The organism is Nonomuraea sp. NPDC003804, assembly GCF_040610675.1.
Classification (GTDB): Bacteria; Actinomycetota; Actinomycetes; order Streptosporangiales; family Streptosporangiaceae; genus Nonomuraea.
This window is the reverse complement of sequence record NZ_JBEXMT010000018.1, coordinates 101,902-113,610: the sequence shown is the minus strand read 5'-3', so window position 1 is coordinate 113,610 and position 11,709 is coordinate 101,902. Positions and strand designations below refer to the sequence as shown.

The window sequence follows — 11,709 nt, the reverse complement described above, 5'->3', positions numbered from 1 at the left end:
TGCGAGTGAGTCCGCCCGGGGTCAGCGCAGGACGGAGCGGTCCACCGTGCCGGGGTCCAGGACGTGCTCGATCACCATGACCGCCGCGCCGACGACCCCCGCCCGGTCGCCGAGCTCGCTGGTGCGGATGCTCAGGTGCTGGGTCGCCAGCGGGAGCGACCTGCTGTAGATGACCTCCCGCACCCCCGCCAGGACGTGCTCGCCCGCCTCCGCGATGTCCCCGCCGATCACGATCACCGCGGGGTTGAAGAAGTTCACGATGGAGGCCAGCACGTCGCCTACCTCCCTGCCGGCCTGCCTGATCAGCTGGACGGCCTGGGTGTTGCCCTGGCGTACCAGGGTGACGACGTCTCGGCTGTTGGCCGCGGGCACCCCGGCGGCGGCCAGCTTGGCCGCCACGGCGGCGCCGCCCGCGACCGCCTCGAGGCAGCCGGTGTTGCCGCACCGGCAGATCACGTCGGCCGCGGAGGAGACGCGCACGTGGCCGATGTCGCCCGCGGCGCCCTGGGCGCCCCTGTGCAGGCGGCGGTCGGAGATGATGCCGCACCCTATGCCGGTGCCGATCTTGACGAACACCAGTTGGTCGGCCTCCGGCCTGGCCGCCCAGTGCTCGCCGAGCGCCATGATGTTCACGTCGTTGTCGACGAGGACGGCGGCGCCGAGCCGTTCGCCGAGCCACTCGGGGACGGGGAAGCCGTCCCAGCCGGGCATGATGGGCGGGCTGATCGGGCGGCCCGAGGCGTGTTCGACGGGTCCGGGCAGGCCGACGCCGACGCCGCAGATCTGCTCGACGGTGTGGCCGGTCTCGGCGAGCAGGTCGAGGAAGGTGTCGACGAGCCATTGGAGCGTCGGCTCGGGGCCGCGGTCGATCGGCAGGTCGGCGGTGCGCTCGGCGAGCACGGTGGTGGCCAGGTCGGTCACCGCGACCCTGGCGTGGGTGGCGCCGAGGTCGGCCGACAGCACGACGCGGGCCGCGCTGTTGAACGCGAACGCCACGGCGGGCCTGCCGCCCGAGGAGATGGCCTCTTCGGTGGGCACGATCCACTGGTGGTTCAGCAGCGCGTCGAGCCGCTGCGAGACCGTGGACCTGGCCAGGCCGGTGAGCTGGACGAGCTCGGCTCTGGTGCGGGCCTGGCCGTCCCTGAGGATCGCCAGCAGCGCGCCTGCTCCGGCGACCGCGCCGCCTGGTTCGTTCAGCATGTCCGACGACAACCCCCGCTCCTCCCGCCACCCCGATGCAATATGTCGAATTGAATCACACTTGTGCATGACCATCGGCGGAAGAATCATGTCATCTCCGCGCACGATGGCGGGCCGGTGTTGGTGTGCCCATGGCTCGTCGAACAACGGGACCCTCGCTCGCGCGCACGGCATGCGCGGCGCGAGGTTCCGGTGGCGCGACGACTCACGCGGCGCGGGGCATGCGGGTCATGCCGGGGACGCGCCGCGCGAATCCCGGACGGCTCAGCCGTTGGTCAGCCAGCGCAGCGGGTTGTCGTGGGTGATGGACTGGATCGTCTCCTCGTCCACCCCCGTCTCCCGCAGGCGCGGAAGGAGCGTGCGGAAGGCGTGGGAGTACCCGGCCCCGCCGTACCGCTGGAGCTGGGCGACGCGGGAGACGCCGCTGGCGAGCAGCAGCCGGTCGGCGTGCCCCTCGGAGATGAGCTCCCGCGCGATCGCGGCCGCCTGGGTGGCGCCGAGCGTCACCGACGACAGGCCGACGTAGGCGCCGGCCTCGGCGACCTTGCGCGCGACGGCGGGGTCGGGGGCGGTGCAGGCGACGCTCACTCGCGACGCCGGCAGCCCCTGGCCGAGCAGGATCTCCAGCAGCGCGAGGCCGTTCTGGCCGTGGGTGGCGACGGGCAGGCGGGTGGAGAGCGAGGCCCTGGCGGCGGCCACCAGGCAGCGCTCCTCGGTGGGCGTGGGCTCGGCGCCCCAGGCGCCGACCTCGCCGATGACTCCGGGCAGGATGCCGGTGCCGTCGAGGCCCGAGGTGATCTCGTCCATGAGTCGCGCGGTGAGGGTGTCGACGTCGTCCTCGCGCACCTGCGTGAACGGTTCGGCGAACAGGCCGGTCGAGGCGATGACCGGCACCCTGCTGCCCGCGGCGACGCGGGCGAGGGAGGCGGCGTCCCTGCCCATGCCGATGCAGGACAGCTCGACGGTGAGCCCGAGGTCGTCCGACTGGCGCAGCTCGCGGAGCTCTTCGGTGACGGTGCGCTCCTCGTCGAGCCAGCGGTGGGGGTCGGAGTCGATGCCGACCGCCCAGCGCAGGTCGCAGCGCAGGTGCTCGTGGGGGAGGACGGCACCGGTGATCGCGTCGGCGCGGATCGGACCGGTGACGGTGCGTATCAGAACCTCGGGCATGCACGACATTAACCGACGTTTGCCGGTAGAGGCCTAATGTCGGCAGAAAGTTTTACCCGGCGGAGGTTTCACCGCTGACCTGCGGTGACAAGCCGCGCCACTCCGGCGCGATGTCTGCCGTGGCGCGGCTTTTCCCCCATTAGGCTGGATGGGTGGCAATGGACTCCGAAACCGGTGACGCCGACCAGCTGAAAGACGAGGCGGCGCGTCGCTCCGGCATACACGGCTGGCTCGACGGCATCAGGTCGACCAGGACCGGCGCCCTCACGCTCAAGATCGTCATCGGTGTGATCGGCGCGGTGATGGTCGTGGGCGGCCTCATCATGGTGCCGTTCCCCGGCCCCGGGTGGCTGGTCGTCTTCGCGGGCCTGGCGGTGCTGGCCACCGAGTTCCACTGGGCGCACAACCTCCTGGTGTTCGGCAAGCGCGTCCTCGGCGCCTGGACCGTCTGGTACAAGCAGCAGGGCTGGACGGTACGGATCCTCGTCCTGCTCGTCACGCTGGCCACGATGGGTGTGATCATCTGGGCCGCGATGAAGCTGAGCCTCGGCATCGACCTGGTGGTCGAAGGCCGCAAGATCCTCGGTATCTGACATTCATGCCCATTCGTTCTGCCGGCGGGACGAAGAGGTGATTGCTGCCTAGGCTGCCGCCGTGCTCTCCGTCCTCGTGGCCCTCGCCCTCATCCCCCTTCCCGGGACATCCGTGGTGCTCCAGGAGAAGCCCGGCGACCCCGTACGGCTGACCGCGTACGGCCTCGGCACCCGGCAGGCCTACCTCCGCGGTGCCACCGCCTTCGTCCGGCAGCGCGGCGCCGCCGAGGTCGCCGTCTCGCCCGACGGCCGGTTCGCCGCCGCCGTACCGGCCGCCTACACGGGCGGGCGCGACGCCCTCGTCGTCACCGACCGCACGACCGGCAGGGTGAAGCGCATCCCCACGGTCGCCAGGCCGCTGATGGCCTCCTACGCCTCCTGGTCGCGCGACGGCACGAAGGTGCTGCTCACGCTGGAGCGGAAGACCGCGGGCAAGTGGCGCACCGGCGGCTACGTCACGGTCGACGTGGCCGCGGGCACCGCGCGCACGACCGTGGTCGCGGACGCCGACCCGGCCGCCACCTACTGGTGGACCCCGGACGGCGGGGTGATCGCCCAGCAGGGTGGCGGTGCGATCGTCCTCCGGGCGGGGCGACGGCCCCGGCTCCTGCCCGGTGCCGGCACCCCCGCGGGGCCCGACCTCTTCTCACCCTCGGGCAGGCGGATGGTCACCTGGTGTCCCGCCCGGTACGCCGAGCACGTGTGCCTGGCCGACCCGGCGACCGGGAGGATCGTGACGCGGTCGCGGCTGAAGCCCGAGACGGTGGTCGGCTGGTGGAACGAGAGCAGGCTGATCGCCGTCGTGCCACATCAGAAGGGCTACCGCCTCGTCGTGGCCGACACCGCCGGCCGGGTCAGGCGGGTGCTCGCGGCGATTCCGTCCGGCACCTGGCAGGCCGAACTCTGGCTGAGCTTCACCCGCAAGTGAGAGGGTGCCTCCCGTGAGCTTAAGCACCCTCCTTCTCGCGGCCACGCTCGCCCTCACCGGGGCGGACGTCAAACTGCCAGGGGTCGACGTGACCCTGCGCGAGCAGCCGGGCGACCCGAAGCGGGTCACCGCCTTCACCACCGCCGGCTCGGCCTACCTGCGGACCGGCGGCTCGTTCGCGTGGCAGCGCTCCTACAACGACCTCTCGGTCTCCCCCGGGGGCGGGTTCGTCGCCGCCGTCCCCAGGAAGTTCGCCAAGGGCTACGACCGGATCGCCATCGTCAACCGCGCCACCGGCAGGACCACCAAGATCCGCACGGTCAAGGCGCCCATGGTGGCGGGCTCGCCGTACTGGTCGCCCGACGGGCGCAAGGTCGTGCTGACCGTCTCGAAGGGCGACGACACGGGCGGCGGCTGGCGCAGCGTCGGATTCGTCGTGGTCGACGTGGCCGCCAGGCGCGCCCGGGTGGTCAAGGTGCGTGACGCCTACCACGACGCGCTGTTCCAGTGGTCACCCGACGGCCGGCGCGTGGTCTCCGACTACTGGGACGGCGTCCGCTTCTACCTGACCGACGGCAGGGTGGCCTGGACCCTGTGGCGGACGGGCGGGCTCGTCGGCGGCGAGAGCGCCTTCTCCCCGGACGGCAGGCGGATGGCCACCTGGTGCCCCAAGCGGTACAAGGCCGTCCTGTGCACCTGGAACCCCTACAACGGCAAGATCGACAAGAAGGTGAAGGTCCGCGCCGTCGCCTCCTACGGCTGGTGGGACCGCGAGCACCTGATCGCGGTCGGCAGGCAGGGCCGCGGCTACCTGGGCGTGGTGGTCGACCTGAAGGGAAAAGTCGTGCGCCCGCTGGCCGAGATGGGCCGTTCCGCGTGGCGCGACCAGGACGTCTACCTGAGCTACACGCGCGACTGAGGGCCCGCCGGCGGCCGGCGGGCGGACGTCAGAGGTAGAGGCCGGTGCCGTGGTCGGTCTCGTGCGTGGCCACGGCATGCAGGTCACGCTCGCGCATGACGAGGTAGACCTTGGTGTGCAGCTCGACTTCGTACTGGTCCTCGGGGTTGAGCAGCACCTTGTCGCCCACCTTCACCGAGCGCACGTTGGCTCCCACGCCGCAGACCTCGCCCCAGGCCAGCCTGTTGGCCATCTTGACCGTCGCGGGGATCACGATGCCGGCGCCGCTGCGCCGTTCCTCGCCGTCCTTCTCCAGCCGGATCATCACCCGGTCGTGAAGCATCTGGATCTCGAACTTGGGGTCTGCCACGAATGTCAGTCTACGCGGGCCCGTAGGGCCGATTCCCCTGACAGCCGGGTCAGCGGGCGATAACGTGCCGAGAGCCAGGGGGCGGGCGAGGGTTTGCGGGGGGCGGCGCGCTGTGACCCGGTTGTGCGGCGGGGGGTCGCCGGGCGCCGAGATCGGTCCGGTCTCGCTGGTGCCCGCCTACTTCCATCCCCGCACCGCGGGCGAGGCATGGCGGCGCCTGCTGGTGGATCCGCCGCGCATGGCGGTGGTCTCCGTCGACCACGGGCCAGGCCAGGCGAGGGATCCGGGGTGCGCGGCCGCCGTGGCCGCCCTGGTGGCCGCCGGCACCCAGGTCCTCGGCTACGCCGACACCGACTTCGGCCTGCGCCCGGCCGCGCAGGTCCGCGCCGACCTGCGCCGCTACCTGGTCTGGTACGGCATCCGCGGCGCCTTCCTCGACCAGGTGGCCGCCTCGGCCGAGCGCCTGGCGCACTACGCGGAGCTGGTGGCGGAGGTGCGGGGGCCGGTCGTGCTCAACCCGGGCGTCTACCCCGACCCCGCCTACGTCTCGCTCGCCGACATCCTCGTCACCTTCGAGGGCCCGCTGCCGGCCTACCGCGCGATGCGCGTGCCGGCCTGGGCGCGGCGCCTGGCCAGGGAGCGGTTCTGCCATCTGGTGCACGGCGTGCCGTACGAGCAGGTGGCGCCGACCCTGCGCAAGGCCGCACGGCATGCGGGCACCGTCCACGTGACGGACAGGACGGGGGCGGCCCCCTGGCGGGATCTACCCACATATTTCGGGTGAGCATGGCAGGATGACCGCCATGATCATGGCGTTCGGGTCCGCGGACTGGCAGTGGATCAACCCGCCCCGCGAGTGGACCGCCGACGACGGCCTCAGCCTGGTCTGCGACGCCGGCACGGATCTGTGGCGGCGGACCCACTACGGCTACACCTACGACACCGCCCACCTGTTCGGCCGGATCGTCTCGGGCGACTTCCTGCTGACGGTGACGTTCTCGGGGGGTTACGCCGAGCAGTACGACCAGGCGGGCGCCGTCCTGCGGATCGACGAGGAGAACTGGATCAAGGCGGGCGTCGAGTACGTCGACGGCGCCTTCCACCTCAGCACCGTCGTCACCCGCCAGGTGTCGGACTGGTCGGCGCTGCCGCTGCCCGCCGCCGCGGAGAGCGTCACGTTCACGCTGGAGCGCAGGGGGGACGCGGTGACCGTCGGCTACGGCCTGGACGGCGCGGCCCCCGCGTCGACGCTGCGGCTGGCCTACTTCCCGCCGGGCGCGCCCGTGCTGGCGGGGGCGATGGCCGCGGCTCCGGTGGGCAAGGGCTTCCCCGTCCGCTTCGACGCCCTGAGCGTCACCCCCGCCTGACCGGTCACGACAGCGGTCCGCCGTTCACGGCGCCCGGTCCGCCTCCGCTCATGGCAGGGTCAGCTCGGCGAACACGGGCCGGTGGTCCGTACCCGCCAGCTGATGGACGCTGAAGGACCGCACCCCCATCCGCTGGTCGGCCAGCACGTGGTCGATCGTCACCCCGGGCACGGGCCGCCACCCCTGCTGCGGCCAGGTCGCGGTGAACCCCAGTCCTACCGCGTCGGCCGCGTCGCGGTAGCCGGAGGCGAGCAGCTCCCCGACCGGCCAGTGGTCCAGCGTGGCGTTGAAGTCGCCCGCCAGCACCGTCAGCCGCTGTCCCGCCCTGGGCAGCGCCGCCAGCCCCGACCGCCAGCAGGCCATCTTCGCGGCGTGGCTGGGCGCGCACGGATGCACGGAGACCACCTCGATCTCCGGCCCGCCCTTGACGCCGACCACGGCGCGGGCCTGCCGGAAGCCGCCGAGCGCGATCATCGGCTGTTCGGTCAGCGGGTGCGTGGCGTAGATCCCCGACCCCCAGACGCCGGTGTGGGACCTGTCGACGACGTACGGCATGCGCTCGCGCAGTCCCAGCTCGTCGAGCCGGTCCCGGGCCGCGGGCGTCAGTTCCTGGATGGTGAGCACGTCGGGCCGCAGCCGCTCGACCAGGCGCATCAGCTCCGTGCCGTCTCCCGCGCCGACGGCGAGGTTGGCGGCCAGCACCCTGAAGGTGGTGCCGCCGGAGGGGCCGGCGTCGGCGAAGGACCGCGGCAGGACGGCCAGCGCCAGCGCCCCCGCCGTCACCGCGGCCACCGCCAGGGGGACCCACCGCCTCAGCAGGCCGGCCGCCAGCACCGGCACCGCCGAGGCGGCGGCGACGTACGGGGTGAACGCGACGAGCTGGATCCACCGGTCACCCACGTCCGCCCCGGTCACCCTGAGCAGCGCCCAGGCGGCGAACGGCAGCACGAGCACCCAGGCCAGCACGGTACGGATCATGGAAGGGAACCTACCTGGCCGGTGTGCAGAAACCGTGAAGACCGCCCGCGATCCCGGTGCAGCCGGATAGGAGCCTCAGACGGTGACCGAGGACTCCACCGGCAGCCCCGCCTCGACCCAGTCCTGGATGCCCTCGCGGTACTTGCGTACGTCGGTGTACCCGAGAGCGGTCAGCCGGTTGGCCACGGCCTGGCTGTTGGGGCAGGCGGGGTTGGAGCAGTAGGTGACGATCGCCGCGTCCTTGTCGGGCAGCAGGGCGGCGGCCCGCTCCTCGACCTCGCTCTCGACCAGGGCGACGGCGCCCGGCAGGTGCTGCTGCGCGTAGTAGTCGCCGCCGAGCGCGTCCACCACGGTGACGGTGCCGGCGTCGATCGCGGCCTTGAGCTCGTCGCGGGAGATGAGCTGGGTCATTGCGACCTCCTGAAAAAATGGACTACAGTCCGGTTTGTGGATGGCACGGAAATTACCGGACCGCAGTCCGGTTCGTCAAGCGAGGTTCTGGAGATCCTGCGCAACCGCCCGCCCCAGGAGCGGGCCGACGCTGCCCGCAACCGCGAGAAGGTGCTGGCCGCGGCGGCCAGGCTGTTCGCCGGCAAGGGCGTGGAGGCGGTCTCCATGGACGCGATCGCCGCCGAGGCGGGAGTGGGGAAGGGCACGCTGTTCCGCCGGTTCGGCGACAAGTCGGGGCTGGCGGTCGCCCTGCTCGACGCCCGCGAACGCGATCTGCAGGAACGCGTCCTGTCCGGGCCGCCCCCGCTGGGCCCCGGGGGTGCCGGCCGCGGCGTCGCACCGGCCGAACGGCTCGCCGCCTTCGTCGCCGCCTACCTCGACTACCTGTTCGCCCACCTCGACCTGGTGCGGATGTCGGAGACGGCCAGCCCGGGGGCGCGCTACCGGATCGGCGCCTACGTCTTCTGGCACCGGCACGTGGCGATCCTGCTCGGCCAGGCGCTGCCGGGCGCGGACGCCGACGCGCTGGCGCACGCCGTCCTCGCGGGGCTGGGGGGCGAGCCCGCCACCATGCTCAAGGACAGGTACGGCGAGCCGCGCGCCCGCGCCGCGCTCACCCAGGCGGCGCTGGCGGTCTGCGGCACCGGCGAGCCGCGGGACGACGGGGCCGCGCACGACCCCGGGTGACCGCCGGCGAGCCGCGGGACGACGTGGCCGCGCCCGACCCCGGGTGACCGCTGGCCGATCCCGATGACCTACAGGGCGACCGGGTTGCGCGCCCTGCGCGCCTCGGGGACGATCAGCGGAGTCCCGGTCTGCGGGTCGGTGATGATCTCGCACCGCAGGTCGAAGACCTGCTCGACCAGCGCGGCCGTCATCACCGCCGCCGGGTCGCCCTCGGCCACGATCACCCCGTCGCGCATGACGACGAGGTGGGTGGCGTAACGGCAGGCCTGGTTGAGGTCGTGGAGCACGGCCACCATGGTCCGTCCCGCCTCGTGCAGGTCGGCGCACAGGTCGAGCACCTCGACCTGGTGGGCGATGTCGAGGTAGGTGGTCGGCTCGTCGAGCAGCAGGATCGGCGTCTCCTGGGCCAGCGCCATCGCCAGCCACACGCGCTGCCGCTGGCCGCCGGACAGCTCGTCCACGATCCGCTCGGCCAGCGAGGCGACGTTCGTGGCCGCCATGGCCGCGGCCACGGCCAGCTCGTCCGCCTTCGACCACTGCCGCATCAGCCGCTGGTGCGGGTAGCGCCCCCTGGCGACCAGGTCCGCCACCGTGATCCCGTCGGGCACGATCGAGGTCTGCGGCAGCAGCCCGAGCCGCCGCGCCACCTCCTTCGACGGCAGCGAGGTGATCACGCTGCCGTCGAGGTGCACGGCGCCCGCCCGCGGTTTCAGCATCCTGGCCAGCGCGCGCAGCAACGTCGACTTGCCGCACGCGTTCGGGCCGATGATCACGGTGAACGAGCCGTCGGGGATCTCCACGTCGAGCGAGGTCGCCACCACCCGCTGCTCGTAGGCGAGGGTGAGGCCGGAACCGGTCAGCCGAGCCATCAGCGGCGTTCCTTTCGCAGCAGCAGGGCCAGGTAGGTGCCGCCGATGGCGGCGGTCAGCACGCCGACGGGCAGCTGGGTGGGCGCGAACAGGCGCTGGGCGGCCAGGTCGGCCGCGGTCAGGAGCACCGCGCCGGTCAGCGCGGAGGCGAGCAGGGTGACGCCGGGGGAGCGGGTCATCCTGCGGGCCAGCTGCGGCGCCGCCATCGCCACGAAGATCACCGGGCCCGCGGCCGCGGTGGCGACCCCGCACAGCAGCACGCCCGCGACGATCGCCGCCGCCCGGACGGGCTCGACCCTGATGCCGACGGCTCTGGCCGCGTCGTCGCCCATCTCCATCATCCGCAGCGGCCTGGAGACGGCGCAGCAGACGGGGACGATCAGGGCGAGCGCGACCGCGACGGGGATCGCGTGGTCCCAGCCGCGCCCGCCGAGGCTGCCGGTCAGCCAGGCGCCCGCGGTGGCGGCGTCGTTGATGTTCGCCTTGGTCAGCAGGTAGGAGTCGACCGACAGCAGCAGGGCGTTGACGCCGATGCCCACCAGGACCAGCCGGTAGCCCTGCACGCCCCTGCGGAAGGCGAGCGCGTAGACCAGTGCCGCCGAGATCACGCAGCCGAGCATCGAGCCCGCGGCGATCTGCGTCGCCGTACCGCCCAGGACCACGGACAGCACGCCGCCGGTCGACGCGCCGGCGGTGAAGCCGATGAAGTCGGGGCTGCCCAGCGGGTTGCGGGTGAGCGACTGGAAGATCGCGCCGCTCAGGCCGAAGGCGGCGCCGACGGCCAGTCCGGTGACCACGCGGGGCGCCCGCAACTCGCTCACGATCAGTTCCGCCACCGGCGAGCCGTCGCCGAACAGGGCGGCCAGGATGTCGCCGACGGGCACGGTGAACTCGCCGGTCGAGACCGCGACCAGCGCGATCGCGACCGCCGCCACCAGCAGCGCCATGCTCACCAGGACGGCGCGGGGGGCCGGCCGTACCGAGTAGGGGCCGAGCCGAACGGGGGAGGTCATAGCGCGGCCAGCCTCCTGCGCCGGGCCAGCAGGATGAAGACGGGGGCGCCGACCACCGCGCACATGATGCCGACCTGCACCTCGCCCGGCGGGGCTATCACGCGCCCCACGATGTCGGCGACGAGCACGAGGGCGGGCGAGAGCACCGCCGCGTACGGCAGCAGCCACCGCTGGTCCGGCCCCACCACCGCCCGGACGGCATGCGGCACCGCGAGGCCGACGAACCACAGCGGTCCCGCCCCTGCCGTGGCCGCCCCGCACAGCAGCGTGACGGCGAGCGCGGTCAGCGTCCTGGTGCGGCCGACGGCCACGCCGAGCGCCCTGCCGGCCTCCTCGCCGATCGCCAGCGCGTTGAGCGGCCTGGCCAGCAGCAGCCCGAGCACGATTCCCACGCCCATGAACGGCACCAGCCGCCAGATCACGTCGGCCGTCTGGGCGGCCAGCGACCCGGTGAGCCAGAACCGCATGCGGTCGAAGGTCTGGGAGTCCAGGCGCAGGATCGCCTGGCAGACGGCGGTGAAGACCATGCCGAGCGCCACGCCGGCCAGCGCCAGCCGTACGGGGGAGGCGCCGGAGCGGGCCGCCGAGCCGAGCGCGTAGACGACCGCCGAGGCCAGCGCGGCGCCGCCGAAGGCGAACCAGACGTAGGCGGCGGGGTCGGTGAGACCGAGCACGCCGATCGCGACGGTCGCGCCGAGCGCGGCCCCCTGGTTGATCCCGAGCAGTCCCGGATCGGCCAGCGGGTTGCGGGTCAGGCTCTGCATGAGCGCTCCCGCGAGCCCGAGCGCCGCTCCGACACCGAGGCCGAGGACCGTGCGCGGCACCCTGAGCTCGCGGACGACGGTGTGGTCGCTGGAGCCGTCGGGGGCGGTGAAGGCGCTGATGACCGTCGACACCGGCACCGAGCGCGCGCCGAGCGCGACGCTCAGCAGGGCGACCAGCGCCAGCAGCCCGAGCGCGGCCAGCAGCCCCGCCGCCAGGACGGCGGAGCGGCCCCGCGCGGGGGCGGCTGGCTCCTTCGTGGCGGAGCCGGTCAGCGGAGGCGCGGTCACGGTGTCCTCTCGTGGTAGATCCTTAGGCAAGGCTAATCTAACTCGGCGCCACAGCCTCGCAGGAGGGTGGGTCCTGGGAAAAGGGAAGGTAAGGCTATGCTAACCGCCGTCTGGTTTAGGTAAGCCTCGCCTAAGGA

Annotated in this window: 14 protein-coding genes; 6 read left to right on the top strand and 8 right to left on the bottom strand. The window is 72.9% G+C overall.

Annotation, left to right across the window (positions count from 1 at the left end):
• Positions 1-21: 21 nt before the first annotated feature.
• The gene (locus ABZX22_RS24705) at positions 22-1,200 is read right to left on the bottom strand and encodes an ROK family protein (RefSeq protein ID WP_354913067.1); all 1,179 of its coding nucleotides are present in this window, start codon (positions 1,198-1,200) and stop codon (positions 22-24) included.
• Positions 1,201-1,464: 264 nt separating this feature from the next.
• Positions 1,465-2,367, bottom strand: a complete 903-nt coding sequence (locus ABZX22_RS24700; protein ID WP_354913065.1) for an aryldialkylphosphatase — start codon at positions 2,365-2,367, stop codon at positions 1,465-1,467.
• Between the two features lie 158 nt (positions 2,368-2,525).
• Between ABZX22_RS24700 and ABZX22_RS24695 the strand changes: the two genes are divergently transcribed.
• The 3 genes from ABZX22_RS24695 to ABZX22_RS24685 all read left to right on the top strand — a co-directional run bounded on the left by ABZX22_RS24695 (position 2,526) and on the right by ABZX22_RS24685 (position 4,807).
• Positions 2,526-2,960, top strand: a complete 435-nt coding sequence (locus ABZX22_RS24695; protein WP_354913197.1) for a TIGR02611 family protein — start codon at positions 2,526-2,528, stop codon at positions 2,958-2,960.
• Between the two features lie 61 nt (positions 2,961-3,021).
• Positions 3,022-3,888: a hypothetical protein gene (locus ABZX22_RS24690; RefSeq protein WP_354913064.1), complete on the top strand. Its 867-nt coding sequence runs from the start codon at positions 3,022-3,024 to the stop codon at positions 3,886-3,888.
• 13 nt (positions 3,889-3,901) lie between these two features.
• Positions 3,902-4,807 (top strand): hypothetical protein, encoded by a 906-nt coding sequence (locus ABZX22_RS24685; RefSeq protein ID WP_354913062.1) that lies wholly within the window; start codon positions 3,902-3,904, stop codon positions 4,805-4,807.
• Positions 4,808-4,835: 28 nt separating this feature from the next.
• Here the strand turns inward: ABZX22_RS24685 and ABZX22_RS24680 are convergent, their stop codons facing one another.
• Positions 4,836-5,156 (bottom strand): co-chaperone GroES, encoded by a 321-nt coding sequence (locus ABZX22_RS24680; protein ID WP_354913060.1) that lies wholly within the window; start codon positions 5,154-5,156, stop codon positions 4,836-4,838.
• A gap of 112 nt (positions 5,157-5,268) precedes the next feature.
• Here ABZX22_RS24680 and ABZX22_RS24675 point away from each other — a divergent pair, with 112 nt between their 5' ends.
• Together ABZX22_RS24675 and ABZX22_RS24670 are read left to right on the top strand one after the other, a co-directional pair.
• A complete protein-coding gene (locus ABZX22_RS24675; protein WP_354913058.1) occupies positions 5,269-5,940 on the top strand; it encodes a spherulation-specific family 4 protein in 672 nt (223 codons plus the stop codon).
• A gap of 10 nt (positions 5,941-5,950) precedes the next feature.
• Complete coding sequence (locus ABZX22_RS24670; RefSeq protein ID WP_354913057.1) at positions 5,951-6,523, top strand: DUF1349 domain-containing protein; 573 nt, start codon at positions 5,951-5,953, stop codon at positions 6,521-6,523.
• Positions 6,524-6,571: 48 nt separating this feature from the next.
• Here the strand turns inward: ABZX22_RS24670 and ABZX22_RS24665 are convergent, their stop codons facing one another.
• Both ABZX22_RS24665 and ABZX22_RS24660 read right to left on the bottom strand, forming a co-directional pair.
• Entirely contained in the window at positions 6,572-7,501 is a 930-nt protein-coding gene (locus ABZX22_RS24665; protein WP_354913055.1) for an endonuclease/exonuclease/phosphatase family protein, read from the bottom strand.
• A 75-nt stretch (positions 7,502-7,576) separates the two neighbouring features.
• The gene (locus tag ABZX22_RS24660; RefSeq protein ID WP_354913053.1) at positions 7,577-7,912 is read right to left on the bottom strand and encodes a rhodanese-like domain-containing protein; all 336 of its coding nucleotides are present in this window, start codon (positions 7,910-7,912) and stop codon (positions 7,577-7,579) included.
• A 36-nt stretch (positions 7,913-7,948) separates the two neighbouring features.
• On the opposite strand from ABZX22_RS24660, the gene ABZX22_RS24655 reads away from it, so the two are divergent.
• Positions 7,949-8,638 carry a TetR/AcrR family transcriptional regulator gene (locus ABZX22_RS24655; protein WP_354913051.1) on the top strand — a complete coding sequence of 230 codons (690 nt, stop codon included), beginning with the start codon at positions 7,949-7,951 and terminating at the stop codon, positions 8,636-8,638.
• Positions 8,639-8,706: 68 nt separating this feature from the next.
• Here the strand turns inward: ABZX22_RS24655 and ABZX22_RS24650 are convergent, their stop codons facing one another.
• Genes ABZX22_RS24650 through ABZX22_RS24640 form a run of 3 tightly spaced genes read right to left on the bottom strand, consistent with a single transcriptional unit; the run spans position 8,707 to position 11,572 of the window.
• Positions 8,707-9,507, bottom strand: a complete 801-nt coding sequence (locus tag ABZX22_RS24650) for an ABC transporter ATP-binding protein (protein ID WP_354913050.1) — start codon at positions 9,505-9,507, stop codon at positions 8,707-8,709.
• The gene (locus ABZX22_RS24645; protein ID WP_354913048.1) at positions 9,507-10,520 is read right to left on the bottom strand and encodes an iron chelate uptake ABC transporter family permease subunit; all 1,014 of its coding nucleotides are present in this window, start codon (positions 10,518-10,520) and stop codon (positions 9,507-9,509) included. The genes ABZX22_RS24650 and ABZX22_RS24645 overlap by 1 nt, the downstream gene beginning before the upstream one ends.
• The gene (locus ABZX22_RS24640; RefSeq protein WP_354913046.1) at positions 10,517-11,572 is read right to left on the bottom strand and encodes an iron ABC transporter permease; all 1,056 of its coding nucleotides are present in this window, start codon (positions 11,570-11,572) and stop codon (positions 10,517-10,519) included. The genes ABZX22_RS24645 and ABZX22_RS24640 overlap by 4 nt, the downstream gene beginning before the upstream one ends.
• Positions 11,573-11,709: the final 137 nt, after the last annotated feature.

Bases quoted from the DNA above. Each gene is read 5' to 3' on its own strand.
- ABZX22_RS24670 (WP_354913057.1), top strand. From the start codon at position 5,951: ATGACCGCCATGATCATGGCGTTCGGGTCCGCGGACTGGCAGTGGATC.
- ABZX22_RS24705 (WP_354913067.1), bottom strand. From the start codon at position 1,200: ATGCTGAACGAACCAGGCGGCGCGGTCGCCGGAGCAGGCGCGCTGCTG.
- ABZX22_RS24645 (WP_354913048.1), bottom strand. From the start codon at position 10,520: ATGACCTCCCCCGTTCGGCTCGGCCCCTACTCGGTACGGCCGGCCCCC.
- ABZX22_RS24700 (WP_354913065.1), bottom strand. From the start codon at position 2,367: ATGCCCGAGGTTCTGATACGCACCGTCACCGGTCCGATCCGCGCCGAC.
- ABZX22_RS24650 (WP_354913050.1), bottom strand. From the start codon at position 9,507: ATGGCTCGGCTGACCGGTTCCGGCCTCACCCTCGCCTACGAGCAGCGG.
- ABZX22_RS24665 (WP_354913055.1), bottom strand. From the start codon at position 7,501: ATGATCCGTACCGTGCTGGCCTGGGTGCTCGTGCTGCCGTTCGCCGCC.
- ABZX22_RS24660 (WP_354913053.1), bottom strand. From the start codon at position 7,912: ATGACCCAGCTCATCTCCCGCGACGAGCTCAAGGCCGCGATCGACGCC.
- ABZX22_RS24695 (WP_354913197.1), top strand. From the start codon at position 2,526: ATGGACTCCGAAACCGGTGACGCCGACCAGCTGAAAGACGAGGCGGCG.